At 37.6% G+C, this 15,778-nt stretch carries 13 protein-coding genes; 6 read left to right on the forward strand and 7 right to left on the reverse strand.

The window, feature by feature from the left end:
- Nucleotides 1–6: 6 nt before the first annotated feature.
- Both NRL14_RS09875 and NRL14_RS09880 read left to right on the forward strand, forming a co-directional pair.
- Nucleotides 7–1,422, forward strand: coding sequence for an FAD-dependent oxidoreductase (locus NRL14_RS09875; RefSeq protein WP_024598346.1), 1,416 nt, complete (start codon nt 7–9; stop codon nt 1,420–1,422).
- 735 nt (nt 1,423–2,157) lie between these two features.
- Nucleotides 2,158–3,180, forward strand: a complete 1,023-nt coding sequence (locus NRL14_RS09880) for a GGDEF domain-containing protein (protein WP_306724545.1) — start codon at nt 2,158–2,160, stop codon at nt 3,178–3,180.
- Nucleotides 3,181–3,582: 402 nt separating this feature from the next.
- Here NRL14_RS09880 and recN read toward each other — a convergent pair whose 3' ends face one another.
- The 3 genes from recN to nadK form a co-directional block, all read right to left on the reverse strand.
- Entirely contained in the window at nt 3,583–5,256 is a 1,674-nt protein-coding gene (gene recN, locus NRL14_RS09885; RefSeq protein ID WP_149605628.1) for a DNA repair protein RecN, read from the reverse strand.
- Between the two features lie 75 nt (nt 5,257–5,331).
- Nucleotides 5,332–5,889: a hypothetical protein gene (locus NRL14_RS09890; RefSeq protein ID WP_008134729.1), complete on the reverse strand. Its 558-nt coding sequence runs from the start codon at nt 5,887–5,889 to the stop codon at nt 5,332–5,334.
- A gap of 74 nt (nt 5,890–5,963) precedes the next feature.
- Nucleotides 5,964–6,848, reverse strand: a complete 885-nt coding sequence (nadK, locus tag NRL14_RS09895) for an NAD(+) kinase (protein WP_007375835.1) — start codon at nt 6,846–6,848, stop codon at nt 5,964–5,966.
- A gap of 176 nt (nt 6,849–7,024) precedes the next feature.
- Between nadK and NRL14_RS09900 the strand changes: the two genes are divergently transcribed.
- Together NRL14_RS09900 and grpE are read left to right on the forward strand one after the other, a co-directional pair.
- A complete protein-coding gene (locus tag NRL14_RS09900) occupies nt 7,025–7,990 on the forward strand; it encodes a hypothetical protein (protein ID WP_007375834.1) in 966 nt (321 codons plus the stop codon).
- Nucleotides 7,991–8,048: 58 nt separating this feature from the next.
- Entirely contained in the window at nt 8,049–8,666 is a 618-nt protein-coding gene (gene grpE, locus NRL14_RS09905; protein ID WP_149614101.1) for a nucleotide exchange factor GrpE, read from the forward strand.
- A gap of 26 nt (nt 8,667–8,692) precedes the next feature.
- Here the strand turns inward: grpE and NRL14_RS09910 are convergent, their stop codons facing one another.
- Nucleotides 8,693–9,895: a Bcr/CflA family efflux MFS transporter gene (locus tag NRL14_RS09910; protein WP_306724546.1), complete on the reverse strand. Its 1,203-nt coding sequence runs from the start codon at nt 9,893–9,895 to the stop codon at nt 8,693–8,695.
- Nucleotides 9,896–10,092: 197 nt separating this feature from the next.
- On the opposite strand from NRL14_RS09910, the gene NRL14_RS09915 reads away from it, so the two are divergent.
- Nucleotides 10,093–10,890 (forward strand): M48 family metallopeptidase, encoded by a 798-nt coding sequence (locus NRL14_RS09915; RefSeq protein WP_008134732.1) that lies wholly within the window; start codon nt 10,093–10,095, stop codon nt 10,888–10,890.
- A gap of 111 nt (nt 10,891–11,001) precedes the next feature.
- Here the strand turns inward: NRL14_RS09915 and NRL14_RS09920 are convergent, their stop codons facing one another.
- The 3 genes from NRL14_RS09920 to NRL14_RS09930 form a co-directional block, all read right to left on the reverse strand.
- Entirely contained in the window at nt 11,002–12,018 is a 1,017-nt protein-coding gene (locus NRL14_RS09920) for an alpha/beta fold hydrolase (RefSeq protein WP_306724547.1), read from the reverse strand.
- 161 nt (nt 12,019–12,179) lie between these two features.
- On the reverse strand, nt 12,180–12,968 hold the full coding sequence (locus NRL14_RS09925; RefSeq protein WP_306724548.1) for a nucleoside-binding protein: 789 nt from the start codon (nt 12,966–12,968) through the stop codon (nt 12,180–12,182).
- Between the two features lie 133 nt (nt 12,969–13,101).
- Nucleotides 13,102–14,415 carry a Na+/H+ antiporter NhaC family protein gene (locus NRL14_RS09930; protein WP_008134735.1) on the reverse strand — a complete coding sequence of 438 codons (1,314 nt, stop codon included), beginning with the start codon at nt 14,413–14,415 and terminating at the stop codon, nt 13,102–13,104.
- Between the two features lie 355 nt (nt 14,416–14,770).
- Here NRL14_RS09930 and dapB point away from each other — a divergent pair, with 355 nt between their 5' ends.
- Nucleotides 14,771–15,574, forward strand: coding sequence for a 4-hydroxy-tetrahydrodipicolinate reductase (gene dapB / locus NRL14_RS09935; RefSeq protein ID WP_306724549.1), 804 nt, complete (start codon nt 14,771–14,773; stop codon nt 15,572–15,574).
- Nucleotides 15,575–15,778 lie beyond the last annotated feature (204 nt).

Raw genomic sequence — 15,778 nt, forward strand, 5'->3', positions numbered from 1 at the left:
GGCAGTATGAGCGAAAATGTATATCAATTTATAGACGTGCAGCGTGTAGACCCACGCAAAAAACCAATCTCGTCACGTAAAAAATCTTTCGTAGAAATTTACGAGCCCTTTTCAGAAAATCAGGTTAACTCACAAGCTGACCGTTGTTTAGATTGTGGTAACCCATACTGTGAGTGGAAATGTCCTGTACATAACTACATTCCACAATGGTTAAAGTTAATACGTACGGGCCGTATTATAGAGGCGGCTGAGCTTTCTCATCGTACCAATAGTTTACCAGAAGTGTGTGGCCGCGTTTGTCCACAAGATCGCTTGTGTGAGGGTTCGTGTACGCTCGATGAAGAGTTTGGTGCGGTTACAATTGGTAATATTGAAAAGTACATTACTGATGAGGCATTTAAAATGGGCTGGAAGCCTGATATGTCTTATGTAACATGGACCGACAAAAAAGTAGCCATTATTGGTGCTGGCCCTGCAGGTTTAGGATGTGCTGATATTTTAGTACGAAATGGCGTTAAGCCAGTGGTGTTTGATCGCCATCCAGAAATAGGTGGACTACTCACGTTTGGTATTCCTTCTTTTAAACTTGAAAAATCAGTAATGCAAAAGCGCCGTGAAATTTTCACTGAAATGGGCGTAGAGTTTAAGTTAAATGTTGAGGTAGGTGTTGATATTACGCTTGATCAAATTTTAGCTGATTACGACGCCGTATTTTTAGGGGTGGGTACGTATCAGAGTATGCGTGCAGGTCTTGAAAATGAAGATGCACCAGGCGTTCATGATGCACTCCCATTTTTGATTGGTAATACAAATCGTGTAATGGGCTACGACGAGACAAAACAACCGTGTATTGATATGGCTAACCAAAAAGTAGTCGTACTTGGAGGTGGTGATACAGCCATGGATTGTGTGCGTACGTCTATTCGTCAAAATGCTGCAAAAGTAACGTGTGCTTATCGCCGTGATAAAGAAAATATGCCTGGTTCTAAACGTGAAGTTAAAAACGCGAAAGAAGAAGGCGTTATATTTACGTATAACGTTCAGCCTAAAGGCATTGTTCTGAACGATAAAGGTAAAGTAACCGGCGTTAAAATGGTTAAAACTAAATTAGGCGAACCTGACGCAAAAGGCAGAAGCCGTGCTGAAGAAGTACCTGGCTCAGAACATGTTATTGAAGCAGACCAAGTTATTATGGCGTTTGGTTTCCAACCACACAAAATGGATTGGTTAGAAAAATACGATGTGGAAATAAATCACTGGGGCGGCATTAATGCACCAGAACAAGGTGAGTTTACACATCAAACTACTAACCCTAAAATATTTGCTGGTGGCGACATTGTACGTGGTTCAGATTTAGTGGTAACTGCTATTTTTGAAGGACGTAATGCCGCAGAAGGTATTATGGACTATCTTAAAGTATAACTATTTTTTGGTTACTTTAAATATACGTTAAAGCAAGCTTTCGAGCTTGCTTTTTTTATACGTAATAATGCCTTAGACCAACCTGCATAAATTTTTGAGAAATTTAACGAATTAAATTGCACTGTAACGTCGTTAAGGATTTTTTATTTAGAACAACTAGGGTATGTTGATCTTTCAGGATTAAAGTGTGTTCAATTTTGGGGCGATTTAATCGCGGAGCGGGGTTTGTAACCTAGTGGGCTTGTTGGTAACTGCTCCTGCGTTAGCCAACTGGCTTATATTCATTTAAGAATAAAAAAATTGAGCAAATCTTCCGCGTCCTGCTAATGCACCTTACCTAAACCTATGTAGGTAACAAAGACTTAATCGTCCTTAGAAGAATCCAAAGGGCAGCGCATATTTGGCATTTATGCTACGTTATCCAAATTTATGGGGAATAATCACACTACTTTTGCCTGAATACCAAACATACGGCTGAAAAATTAATCACGAAAGGTCAACACGCCATAATTATTTATCCTTTCATATAAATAATGTAGGCAATTAGGTCTAATATTAGAGAATGCTTAACCGTGAAGGTAGGGAGAAAGAATCTAATTCTACTTTTTCCGTATTTTAGTATGGTATTAAGTGTTGATTAATTAACTAAATAAATACAAAATACGCGGCTTATTTACTATTTGCTTACTTTGTGTTCTGGGTTGGCGTCATTTACGAAAAGAAAACTGATAAATTATGCACAAATACTTCGATAAAACAGAAAGAGAATTAATAGTAAGGTTTTTCTCATCAATAGGCTTTATATCCACATTTTTGATGTCGTGTATTGCATTTATTAATAGCGAATATTTTCTTTTTGTGACACTTTTCGGTTCGTCACTTATCTATATTTGGGCATTTAATGTTTACAAAGAGGTAGAAAAGTCTGCAAATGCGATTTTATATAATCTTTATGGATTGATGCTTTACTTAGTTGTTACTGGCGGCGCTGAAGGTACAGGGCCAATTTGGATATTTATTGTATCACCAGTAACATATTCTATTCGAGGATTAAAGCGAGGGACATCTGATATATTCATATTTTTGCTAGCGATAATGTTAGGCTTTTATTGCGCAGACATGTTTAATATTTATGAATATAAACCAGCACAATTTCCTTATAGAATTGTATTTTCGTTTATTATTGTCGCTTTACTCACAGGTTTTTACGAACAATCAAGAGAGAAGTACAGCAATAAAATAATAGCTTTAAGTCAAAGAAATGAACGATTAGCAACAATCGATCCATTAACTGAGCTTCCTAACCGTCGTCATGCAATGAATAAGTTAAGTGAATTCAAAAAGGAACATGCTTACAAAGGCATTCCTTTTGTATTGCTACTAGCTGATGTTGATAACTTCAAAAAAATTAATGATAAATATGGACATAACTTTGGCGATGAGGCACTTATTCATTTAGCTAATATTTTTAAGAAAAATATTCCACAAAATGCTGTTGCTTCTCGCTGGGGGGGAGAGGAGTTCTTAATAGCAATACCTAATGTTAGTGTTACAGAAGGGGTAAATGTAGCAGATAAAATCCATGATTCACTTAAAAAGGCAGCGGTAAGTTTACGTACTAATACTGTAAACTTAACAATTAGTATTGGTGTTGTTCAAAGTGAAGAAAACAGATCAATTGATCTTGATATTAAACATGCTGATCAGCAACTCTACAAAGCAAAAGAGCAAGGTAAAAATAGAACTTGCTCAGCTTAGTAACCATCTATATTTGCTAATCCATAGAGAAGGAGTCAAGAGAAGGTTTCGTTTTGGCTTTTCTTCGTTTTACACTCATGTAGCAAAAGAAATTACAGGTAATTTGGAGCGCAATAAGTATCGTGTAACTCCCTTTTAAGTATTGTGAGTCTCTGTCAAACTCAACAGCTAAATATAAACCTGCGAATAACAATTGAAACACTAAAACTATATTTAGAAAGCGTAATAAACGTTGTTTAAATTGAGTATGTTTAAATCGACTTAAAAGCATTAAGAGCACACATACTATTATTAAAAGCCAACTAAAACCTATACACATATAAATGACACTATTTTGCATTATATTTATCTCTTAGCAATTTGATACATGTTGATTTGTTATAAATCGGTAGTTAAATAACATTAGGCATGCGCCATTATCAGTTCTTTTGCGTTAGCTTTAGCCGTCTTACTTACGTTGTCTCCAGCTAATAAGCGAGCTATTTCATTAACTCGTCCATCTTTATTTAAAGGCAGCATATGAGTAAATGTTTCACCTTGAGCAATTTCTTTAGCTACAAAGAATTGTTGATGCGCACTGCTAGCGACTTGCGGTAAATGCGTTACACAAATTACTTGAGTTGATTTACCTAACTGACGTAATAGTTTTCCAACTGCCGATGCGGTAGGGCCTGATATACCTACGTCAACTTCATCAAAAATAAGTGTTGGGGTTGTTACTTTTTGTGCAATAATAACTTGAATTGCTAAGCTAATACGCGAAAGCTCCCCCCCAGATGCTACTTTAGCAAGCGGTTGTAGTGGCTGTCCTGGGTTAGTTGAAACTAAAAATGATACATTGTCGTACCCTAAACTGTTGGGTGCACGCTCAACTTCTTGAGTTAATGCTATTTCAAATACACCATTTTCCATTGACAGGTTAGCCATACTCTCACTGATCAAAGTGTTTAGTGTATTTGCGTACTCTTTACGACTTTTGCTTAACTGATCGCTTGCCTGTTGGTATGTCACTCGCGCATTTTCTATTTCGGATTCTAGTTGTTCTAATCGAGCACTATTAGTACTAATTGACTCCAGTTCCTGTGAAATAGATTGATGAAACTCAACTAGGGCTTGTGGTTTTATATGGTGTTTGCGAGCTAAGTCCATTGCACCACTTAGTCTATTTTCTACTTCAACTAAGCGAGCTGGGTCTAAATCTGCTTGTTCAGTGTAATCACGCACTTCGCGACTCGCTTCTTCAACTTGTACAGCGGCTTCGCTAAGCATAGCAGCTACGCTTACTAAACTTTCGTCATATTGAGCCAGTTCGGTAAATTGCTGAGCACTATGTTGTAACAACGAGCACGCATTTTGTTCATCGCTTTCGTAAAGGTGCTGTAGCTCTCGTTGGCAGGCTTCTAAAATGGTTTGGCTATTACTGAGTTTATAATGCTCAGCCTCTATTTGTTCAAATTCATTTTCTTGCAAAGCAAATTCATCTAGTTCTGCAACTTGATATTCTAAAAGTTGTTTTTGAGCCGCTTGCTGTAATTGTTGCTGCTCTAGGTGCTTAAATTCTTTTTGTAAGTTAGCGAACAGCTTATAGTTTTGGTTCACGCCGTTAACTAAATCATTGTGACCGGCATAGGCATCAAGTAATTGCAATTGATGCTCAGCTTTCAAAAGATGCTGATGGGCATGTTGCCCATGAATAGAAATTAAATATTGACCAAGTTCTTTTAGCTGTGCGGCGGTTACCGCACTACCATTAATATAACTTTTACTGCGGCCATTTTTACATACCACCCTACGTAATAAACACTCGTTATCGGCATTTGCTAACATGTGTCGTTCTAAAAAAGCGTTAGCTAGTGGAAGTGCACTTAAATCAAATTGTGCACATACTTCTGCCTTGTCAGTGTTAGGGCGGACCGCTGAGGCTTCTGCTCGCTCACCTAAACACAGTGAAAGCGCATCAATGGCTATAGACTTACCTGCACCTGTTTCACCGGTGATGGCGGTCATACCGTTTTGCCATTCGGTACTTAAATTACTTACTATTGCAAAATTTTTAACTTCTAAACCAATTAACATACTGTTTATCCATCCAGTCAATTGACTGTTAATTTATACAGTGTTTTGGTTTTTTGCAAATTAATTTTTTAGTATTTAAGCAACACTTGCCTCTTCGTTAATAGGAGAGTCATTAGTTTTTTGTTGCAAAAATTCAACTTCTTCTTTTTTATCAATGTGTTGATGGATGTCTTCTGTTTGGATAGTAAATATTAACGAAGGTAGTTCAGTGTCATAAAAAGCTTTGTTATATAAAATACCTTGATGAGGTAGCTCAGCTATAAAGTGCTGTAAGTTATCAATTAAACTTTTAGCCGAATTAGTTTGATAAGTTTTATTTAATTCGTTAGATAAAGTGCTGACGAGTAAATCAGTTACATCTTCTAATTTTTGTAAATTGTCATCATTATGTGCTTGTACTACAAAAAAATTACTAACAATTGCCTGGACTCTAGGAACGTGTTTCGGGCGTATTACCTTAACATCCAACAATTCATTTAGTTTGCTTTTCAAACGTGTACTAATTTTTGAAACTCGATCATTAAAAATTCTCTTCTTGGTTTCGCTTGCTATACGACGATTATTTTCAACTATTAAATAGCTACCTAGTAGCGTAATTAATAACAAAAGTGAAAAAAATACAACATACGTCATTTGCTATAGTTCCTAATAATATTATTTTTTATTTTGCGATATTTTGCTCTAAAGTCTTACACTTGGCAATAAAATTAGTATAAACGACTACCCCAATTTAATTTAGTACGTAAAACGTTGTAGTAAGAATAATTTTTTGGATGAATTAAACGCAGTTTTTTATCTGCTTTCTTAATGACAACCTCATCGCCAGGTAAAACAGCAAGCACAACATGGCTGTCGCAACTTACCTGTAGGCTATCTGTATTTTCTAGGCTTAGCTTTAAGCGTACTTCGTTATCAGCATCAACGACTAATGGTCTGCTCGATAATGTATGTGGGAACATAGGTACTAACGAAATAGCATTAAGCTCCGGTGTCAAAATAGGTCCGCCACCTGAAAGTGAATACGCCGTTGAGCCTGTTGGTGTTGATACAATTAAGCCATCCGAGCGCTGTGAAAATACAAAATCTTTATTAATAAAGGCTTCAAACTCAATCATATGTGCAACTTTATCGGCATGAAGCACTGCTTCATTGACCGCAGAATTAGCGCTTTTTAATTCGTTGTGGCGGTATACCTCTACTTCAAGTAAAAAGCGATTTTCTTCAATAAAATCACCACTTAAAACTTGTTCTAAACTTGGTTCAAAACCTTCAGGGTTTAAATCAGTTAAGAACCCAAGGTTCCCCCTGTTAACACCGATTACTGCTACGTTGAAACGGGCTAAAACACGTGCTGCGCCTAACATGTTACCGTCACCTCCAACGACAATAGCCAAATCAGCCAGTTCCCCTAAGTCGACTAACTTAACTAGTTTATCTGTGGGTACATCAACTAACTGGCCACCAGTGCGTTTTTCTACGATAACCTCAAAACCAAGTGCAAGTAAAAATGTATGCAGACGTTGTAGTGTTGCGGCTGCACCAGGGTGGTTTGGTTTACCAATAAGGCCAATGGTTTTAAAAGGAGAATCCATAATGTGTACACTATAAGTTTGAATGTTTGTAGAGTAACCCAAAAGAGAAGTGTTTGAAAATACAGATCTTAGCTTAAATTGGTATGATTAACTTACCTAGGTAATTAATTTAGTTTTATTAGCTACCAGCATACTATGTGACTTGAAATAACTGTAAATGCCCCGATATATCAGACATGCAACAAGATGTAGATAACATGAAATTAAATCCACGAGATCAGCAAATTTTTTCAGCTGTTATGAACATGTACTGTAATGGTGAGGGGTTACCCGTCCCATCAACAAAAATTGCTAAGCTTAAAGGCATGGCTGTGTGTTCGGCTACGGTACGTAATGCGATGGCTCGCTTAGAAAAAGTGGGCTTATTGTATTCACCTCATACATCTGCAGGCCGTGTGCCTACAAATGAGGGGTTTGATTATTGGTTTGACGAGTTCTTTCCACTCGCTGATATTGCTAATTATTGGCAACCAGAGCAATCACAACTCGTTGAGCTAGCGCATGGTTTGAGCCAAAAATATCAGGTGTGTTGTTGTGTGGGTTTGCCACAAGCCAGCTCGCAGCAAGTATTTAGAGTAGAGGTACTTGATTTTGATTCTACCGACTGGCTTATTTTATTAATAGACAGAGCAGGGCAGAGCCATAATATTTGTATTGATAAGCCTCATGATTCGTCAGACTCTGTTCGTTATCAGTTTGCAACGTGGTTAAACACCGTCTTTAGTCAACAAACCTTGATGGAAGGTTTATACCGTATGCAAGCTATGGCTAATACCGCGCCTCGAAATTGTCACGATTCGCTTAATCAATGGACGCGACAACTAAGCCAAAAATTAGGCTCAGATAACAGTATTGTTGTTGGTGAAAATTACCTTTACAAACAAATTGATTGTGAACAAAGCTTAAATATTGGCGTCTCATTTTTAAATTATGTAGAAGATAAGCTCGCTTTTAAAAATGGGTTATCGGTACTTAATAGCGAAAAATTACCTTTTACTGAGTGCGATGAATTGATTGTAATAAGTGTCCCGTACTTTCAAAATCAAGAATACCAAAGCCGCTTTTGTATAATTTGCCCTAAATCAGCGCAAATTGAAGAAATAATCCAAGAATTTAAATTAATTGAGACATCTAACTCTTGAATCTTTTTATTCAATCCCCATAATTACCGCACTTGAAAAGAATTGGAGCACGTATTTTATGTCTGAGCAGACACAAAACCCTGAGCAAGAAGTAGAATTAAACGAAGAAATTTCTAAAATGCAGGCTGATGTAGAAGCAGCAGTAGAAGCCGCTGATCAACATGCAGAACAAGAACAAGAGCAAAGCCCTGAAGCAGAAATTGCGATGTTATATGCAGAGCTTGAGGCAGCTAAGCAAACTATTGCTGATCAAAAAGATGGTGTTGTTCGTGCAGCAGCAGACGTAGATAATATTCGTCGTCGTGCAGCACAAGATGTAGAAAAAGCGCATAAATTTGCACTAGAAAAATTTGCTAACGAATTACTACCTGTAATTGATAACCTTGAACGTGCTATTGAATTTTCTGATAAAGAAAATGAGACTTTAAAGCCGTTGCTTGAAGGTATCGATATGACGGTTAAGAGCTTCAATGACGCTGTTTCTAAATTTGGTGTTGAAATTGTAAACCCACAAGGTGAGATGTTTAATCCAGATTTTCATCAAGCAATGTCAATTCAACCAAGTAACGATGTAACACCTAATACAGTACTTGCTGTTATGCAAAAAGGTTACACATTGAATGGTCGTTTATTACGCCCTGCAATGGTTATGGTTTCTAAAGCTGCTGATGTTTAATTGAATTATTAGTTTTAAAAAATGCCTCAATATGAGGCATTTTTTTTGTCTTTTTTATAGTGAATTAACTGTACGAGCATAGTGAGTAACACGGCACTAAACATTAAGCTTGAAAATGGCACTGCGCTTTTTGCATGCATAATAGCGAGTAGTGGGCCAACTAATGCGCCACTACCAAAACGAAGAGTGCCAATTACGGCGGTTGCCGTGCCTGTGTTTTTTTCAAACTTCATTAAAATTAGCGAGTCAGCATTACTTGCCGTGACGCCTAAACTCATCATTAATGGCGCAATAGCAGCCACAATATAATAAAGTGATAAATGCAATAAGCTAAATGTTAATAGCGCAAGCCCCGATACAAACCCACATACAAGCCCAATATAAAGCACCTTTCGAGAGCCCAGTCTTGGTACAATTCGCGTATTTAAAAAGTTACCAAACATCAGCGCCATTACATTAAACGCAAATAACACACCAAATAACTGTTCTGACACCTCATATAAATCTAAATATATAAAAGGTACAGAGGTTAAAAAGCAAAAAAATCCAAACGATACAAACATAGAACTGAGTATATCCGCACGTGCATCTTTATTACTCAGTACAGTTTTATAGCTGTCAAAAAACAGAGCGAGGCCTTTTTTATCATTTTTATGAATAGGTATATCTATTAAATACACTTGCACAAACGCCAATATTAAAAAGCTATATCCAGCAAGCACCAAAAATATGGTTGACCAAACAGAAAACCCTAAAATAAACGAACCAACAGAGGGGGCAACCAACGGTGCTACCATCATGATCATCGATACATACGACATTCCTTTAGCTGTGTTTTGCTGATAAATATGGCGAATAATACCCGGTACTACTACCGTTGCTGCAGCTCCCGTAAATGCTTGCACTGCTCGAAGAGTCCAAAAGGCATGGATTTCGGTGGTAAATGCAAGTGCAAGTGAACTTGCGCCAAATAGGGTTAAGCCAATACGTGCGAGCTTACGGCGGCCAATTTGATCGGCAATCGGGCCAAAAAATAACATCCCCAATGAATAACCCGCTAAGTAAATACTCAACGATATTTGTACATTTGGCATATTAGTGTGTAAATCGTTTGCAATTACCAGCATGGCGGGCAAATACATATCAATAGCCAATGGCGTAATCGCCACAATACTGGCTAATAAAGGCAATAAAATACGGGTATTAAAAGACGAGGCTGAGGCGTCCATGTGTAAACTCGACAATCACTAAAAACAAGGACTCTAGTGTAACAGGGCATTGTATTTGGATAAACTTAGTTCGCCTGCTAAGTTTATCGTCTTATCGCATCTTGTTAATATAACGCTATATAAAGCAAATATTTTAAATTGGTACTGTGTTTGCTATTCTACAAGCAATAAAAAATTAATTGCTTAAGAGAATTACCATGAAAAAACTAGTACTTGCAGTATTAGCGACAGCCGTTTTGGCTGGTTGTAAAACGTCGCCAACAGGACGCACACAAATAGCGCTTTATTCAGACCAACAAATGAGTGAAATGGGCACTGCTAGTTTTGCTGATATGAAAAAAAACCAACCAATTAATAAAGATGCAAAAACAAATGCATATGTAAATTGCATTGCTGAAAAAGTAGTGGCTGTATTACCAAAAGAATACGCTTCGCAAAATTGGGAAGTGGTTGTATTTGAAGATGAATCTGCTAATGCTTTTGCACTACCAGGTGGTTACATTGGTGTTCATACTGGCTTATTAAAAATTGCTACTAATCAAGACCAATTAGCAACAGTACTAGGGCACGAAGTAGGGCACGTAATTGCTGAGCATTCAAATGAGCGTGTTTCACAAAGCTCTATTTTAGATACCGGTATGCAACTTGGTAGTGCGGCACTTGAAATGGGTAACATTCAATATCGTAATGAAATTATGCAAGGCTTAGGTTTGGGCGCACAGTATGGTGTTGTTTTGCCATTTAGCCGCTCGCACGAATCAGAAGCCGATACTATTGGTTTAGATTTAATGGCTGAGGCTGGCTTTAACCCACAAGAGTCAGTAACCCTTTGGCAAAATATGAGTGCGGCAGGTAGTGGTACAACACCTGAGTTTTTATCAACTCACCCAGCGCCAAGTAACCGTATTAAAAACTTACAAGCGCAAATGAGCAAAGCACTTAGTGAGCAAAGTACTGCTAAAGCACAGGGTAAAAACCCACAGTGCACACTGTAGTTAAGCGCTTTACTATTTGAAGTCGTGTACGTTTAGTATTAATGCGTAATTAAAATAAAACCCCTGTAAGTATTTTACCTACAGGGGTTTTATTTTAGTTCTTAAGCGTGGTTATTCAGCAGAAAGTGCTTGTTTAAATACATTTTTAAAGCGTTCGAAATCTTCAATGTGCGGCAGATGCCCTAAGTTATAAAGCTCGAATAATTGTGCGTCAGGGATAAGTGTTGCAGCGTGTTTGCCTAATTTATCATATCGACCAAGCTCGTAATTAACACCCTCTTTTTTCCAGTTACGGCCAGGGCCGGTTCTATCCCGCGTACCTATAATTAATTTAACCGGCATAGTTAAATCTTTAAATTCGGTTATTACAGGTTGAGTGAAAATCATATCGTATGTTTTTGCATTCACCCATGCCATTTGTTCTTTATCTGGGCCTTGTATTTGCCCTGTTATGAAGTCAGTTAAGGCTGAATATGTGGCATTCCACTTACCATCGTAGTAATTTTTTTGTTGATATTTTCTTACGCCTTCCGGCGTTTTTGAAAACTCATTTTTATAGAAAAAATTTGTATCTTTGTAATCAACATACTGCAAGTAGTTTTCAAGCCCAATAGGGTTTAATAAAATTAGCTTTTTAGTTGTATTTGTATACATTAATGCAAAACGACTCGCTAGCATTCCACCCATTGAGTGCCCTAATACAATCGACTCTTTTATATCAAGTGAGTCCATTAACGCATGAGTATGATGAGCAAGAGCCGCAAATGAATACTGGTAATTAGTTGGCTTAGACGACTTACCAAAACCAATTTGATCTGGAATTAATACCCCATAACCTAAAGATTGCAGATATTGCGCAGTGGTAGTCCAGTAATCTGCATTAAAGTTTTTGCCATGCATAAGTGTAACTGTTGGCATGTCGGATTTGGTTGGCTTTAAGTAAATATAGGCCATTTTTAATGATTGTTTTTGCGACTCAAGTGCAAAGTAATTTACTTTAAAATCGTATTCGTAATTAGTTAAAAGTGCATCATAAGAAAGGGCAGATGTATCTTGAGAAGTGCCAGCTAAGGCATTGTTTGTTAGTACTAATAAAGTAGAGAAACAAATAACTTTAATCGACGACATTCAGTTACTCCTATTAAAGGCGAGCGCTTGGCTTAAAAGAAGTACAACAATAACTAAGTATTTACACCTGTTCAATTAAATGTTTTACGTTGACGAAAAGAAGCGAAGCTAAAATAAAGCTTCGCTTATTAATTACTGAGTAAAGAGCTGATTATTAAAGCTTAAAACGTCCACTCAATATGGATTTGTGGTACCGATTCAGTGACTTCAGTACCTAGTTTATTGTGCCAGTATTGTAATTCCATACCCAACAGGAGTGTGTTTTCTTTCATTTGAAGAGCGTGGCCCATATCCCACACTAAAATAGGCTGTGCGAGTATCCAAGCCTCAACATCGTTACCAAATTCATCTTCACGTTCAGCAATGTATTCAGCGTGGCCTTTAAAGCTAAACTTTTGTGAGCCAATAGAGAAAGGGTACTCAAAAGCTACATCAAGCATCCAGCTATTAGTTTCAATAGGTGCACCGCCTTTTGCTACACCTTCACTATCGTCAATGTAAGCTGTGAACAACGTTTGAAAAAAGTTAAAACCAGGTACATCCCAGCTTAATTTAACACCTGGTAGGTATTTCATTACTTTTGCATCACCAGCCACGTTAATACCGCCGGTAAGGCCCACATCTAATAATGCGCCTGCGCCAATTTTTTCGCCGCTAATGGCCGATAAGCTTACCGTTGAGTACCATTCACCATAAAAATCAGCATCTTGGTAACCATCATCTATATCGTCTTTACTGTAATCGATAAAGAAGAAGTTATCGCCGTAGTCATAGCCCGATGCATGTTGAACCGAGTAAACGGTAGTATCGGACTCTTGTTTAGAAAATGGATTTTTTTGACTTCCATTATTAATGTGTAGTGCTGTACTGCTCCAATTAGCAGCAAAAGCCGACGATGATAAAGCAAGAGAAGTAAAAGTAATAAAAGGGAGTAATTTTTTAAATTTCATAACTGTTTAATAACTATAATTTTAGTGACACGCGGAAGCAGAGATTATAGCAGAAGAGATTGATTTGTTGATCGCTAATTTAACACATGTTGCAGCTTACTTTATAAGCTGCAACATGTGGAGACGCAATTTATTACGCTTTATTGCGGCGTAAGCAAATGATAGTTATTGCCGTAAATGCTAGGATAAAACAATAATAGGAAGAGGTTGATACTTCCCAAGGGCTTATTTTAAACGTAGCGCCAAGTAACAATGCTTGTGCGCCGTATGGTAAAGAACCCTGCGTTACACAAGCAAAAATATCTAGCAAACTTGCAGAGCGTTTACCGCTTATTTCACCATCATCAGCAAGCTTTTTAGCAATCGGGCCGGCCACAATAATAGATACGGTGTTATTGGCAATACAGACATTACTTGTTAAAACTAACGCAGCGATACCTAATTGATCTGCCACTTTACGGTGCCATTTTGCAATGATTTTAGTTATGGCTTGAATTTTTTGAGCAATGTAATCAAGGCCACCATTAATACGAATAAATTCAGATAAGCCACCAATAAACATTGATAGTAAAAATATTTCCTGCATATCGGTAAAGCCTTTGTAAATGTCTTTTACAAAGCTTGCGCCTTCATAACTTCCTGTAAAGCCCATTAATGCGGCAAAAATAATACCGCTAAACAACACTACAAAGACGTTCAAGCCAGCAACTGCTAGCACTAAAATAAAGGCATACGGAAGCACTAACCAAATATCGTAATCCTTGGTTTCAACAACTTGAGCAGCAGGTGTTAAATAAAACAATAAGCCAATAGTCAGTATTGCAGCAGGGACAGCAATTTTAAGATTCTCTTTAAACTTGTCTTTCATTTCACAGCCCTGCGTGCGCGTAGCTGCAATAGTGGTGTCTGAAATAATTGATAGGTTATCGCCAAACATAGCGCCAGATACAATCGTACCGGCCATTAATGCTGGATCTATACCTGTTTTAATTGATACCGCATAAGCGATAGGGCCAATGGCGCCAATCGTACCCATTGACGTACCCATTGCTGTTGATACAACCGCTGCAATTAAAAATAAACCAGGGAGTAACAACGAAGGTGGAATAAGCGATAAGCCTGCATTTACTACCGCATCTACACCACCGGTTGCACTGGCAACGGCAGAAAAAGCACCCGCAAGTAAGTATATTAAACACATGGTAATAATATTATTGTGTCCGGCACCTTTAATAAAGGTTTCTACACATTGGTTTACCGTGCCTTTATTTAAAATAAACGCAAGCATGATGGCGGGCAATATAGCAACAGGTGCGGGTAGTTGGTAAAAAGCATAATCAACCCCTTGCGATTGCAAATACAAACCTGAGCCTAAAAATAGCGCTACAAAGGTAAGTAGGGGAAGTAAAGAAAGTATTGCTTTGTTTTTATTAAATGATGGCTGCATCATAATCCTCATAACCAGTAAAATTTATCACAGCCAAAACTCCTCTTTTAGCTGAATTTAGCAGTACAACTTTTTAAAAAAAGTTGTTAGCCGCAGCGTCCGCAAGCCAAAGACCAAATCGACGCGAAAGAGAAGTTTAAATGTATAGATGGCTAAAGTAAACTGGTATTGTTATTATTATTAAATTAAAAGGTCACCTGACTATTGCATGACTTTTAGATAATATCTATAAAACAACGCGATTTTCAGCGATTAATATTTATCCAACTGCATAAAAATACCTACCTACCTACGTATTTTGTAATGCCCGGATATATGGCTAATAAACGGATTCAAATTAAATTAGGTAAAAACCATGACTACAAATCGAATAGGTGTTTTTGGTGCTAACGGTAGAATGGGCTTAGCTCTATTAGAAGCCGCGACAATCAAAGAACAAACACAACTTACAGGTGCATATGTTCGAAGCAGTTCATCGCTATTAGGCATTAATGTAAATCAAGTAAATAGCGCAGCCGACAGCAGTGTTAGCTTTAGCGACGAAAGTACAATAGATAATGTAGATGTTTTAATCGACTTTACGCTGCCAGCGGGTATGAAAAACCATTTAAAAACCGCTGTAGTGCAAAAAATTCCTATGGTAATTGGCACAACAGGTTTAACAAATGATGATATGGCGCTATTACACGATGCCGCTAAACATATCCCTATTGTATTTGCGCGAAATTACAGCGTAGGTGTCAATGTATTACTCAACCTTGTGCAAACTGCAGCGACTAAGTTTGGTGACGATTTAGATATCGAAATATTTGAAGCGCACCACCGTCATAAAATAGATGCACCATCGGGTACCGCACTGGCAATAGGTGAGTCAATCGCGCAAGCGAAAGGCTGGGATCACGACGAGGTTGCGGTATATGACCGAAGCCAAGTAGAAACAGCTAAATCTCAAAATGAGATTGGTTATTCTGTCCTAAGAGGGGGCGATATAGTAGGTGAACATACCGCATACTTCGCTACAATGGGCGAAAGGCTTGAATTAACACATAAAGCAAGTTCGAGAATGACGTTCGCTCTAGGTGCTATAAGGGCTGCAAGCTGGTTGAAAAACAAACCTGCTGGACTTTATGATATGCAAGATGTGCTAGATCTTAAGTAGTTTAGTTACTATTTTAACTGTTTGGGTCTAATTTCACCTACAGTGACTTATTTGTAACAATTAACCAAATAATGTTAGACCTAAATAGCAACTTCATGTAATATGCAGCCAATTTGCCAAAAATTACTAAATGCGTGTTTCCAATTATACCCAAGTGGCTAGTAAATCCAGGGTTTCAGTGGGAATGAAAATAGTTTTAGGCAA

The organism is Pseudoalteromonas sp. 20-92 (genome assembly GCF_030847595.1).
In the GTDB taxonomy this organism is placed as follows: Bacteria; Pseudomonadota; Gammaproteobacteria; order Enterobacterales; family Alteromonadaceae; genus Pseudoalteromonas; species Pseudoalteromonas fuliginea.

Bases quoted from the DNA above. Each gene is read 5' to 3' on its own strand.
- recN (WP_149605628.1), bottom strand. From the start codon at position 5,256: ATGTTAATTGGTTTAGAAGTTAAAAATTTTGCAATAGTAAGTAATTTA.
- NRL14_RS09910 (WP_306724546.1), bottom strand. From the start codon at position 9,895: ATGGACGCCTCAGCCTCGTCTTTTAATACCCGTATTTTATTGCCTTTA.
- grpE (WP_149614101.1), top strand. From the start codon at position 8,049: ATGTCTGAGCAGACACAAAACCCTGAGCAAGAAGTAGAATTAAACGAA.
- NRL14_RS09880 (WP_306724545.1), top strand. From the start codon at position 2,158: ATGCACAAATACTTCGATAAAACAGAAAGAGAATTAATAGTAAGGTTT.
- nadK (WP_007375835.1), bottom strand. From the start codon at position 6,848: ATGGATTCTCCTTTTAAAACCATTGGCCTTATTGGTAAACCAAACCAC.
- NRL14_RS09900 (WP_007375834.1), top strand. From the start codon at position 7,025: ATGCAACAAGATGTAGATAACATGAAATTAAATCCACGAGATCAGCAA.
- NRL14_RS09930 (WP_008134735.1), bottom strand. From the start codon at position 14,415: ATGCAGCCATCATTTAATAAAAACAAAGCAATACTTTCTTTACTTCCC.
- dapB (WP_306724549.1), top strand. From the start codon at position 14,771: ATGACTACAAATCGAATAGGTGTTTTTGGTGCTAACGGTAGAATGGGC.
- NRL14_RS09920 (WP_306724547.1), bottom strand. From the start codon at position 12,018: ATGTCGTCGATTAAAGTTATTTGTTTCTCTACTTTATTAGTACTAACA.
- NRL14_RS09890 (WP_008134729.1), bottom strand. From the start codon at position 5,889: ATGACGTATGTTGTATTTTTTTCACTTTTGTTATTAATTACGCTACTA.
- NRL14_RS09915 (WP_008134732.1), top strand. From the start codon at position 10,093: ATGAAAAAACTAGTACTTGCAGTATTAGCGACAGCCGTTTTGGCTGGT.
- NRL14_RS09925 (WP_306724548.1), bottom strand. From the start codon at position 12,968: ATGAAATTTAAAAAATTACTCCCTTTTATTACTTTTACTTCTCTTGCT.
- NRL14_RS09875 (WP_024598346.1), top strand. From the start codon at position 7: ATGAGCGAAAATGTATATCAATTTATAGACGTGCAGCGTGTAGACCCA.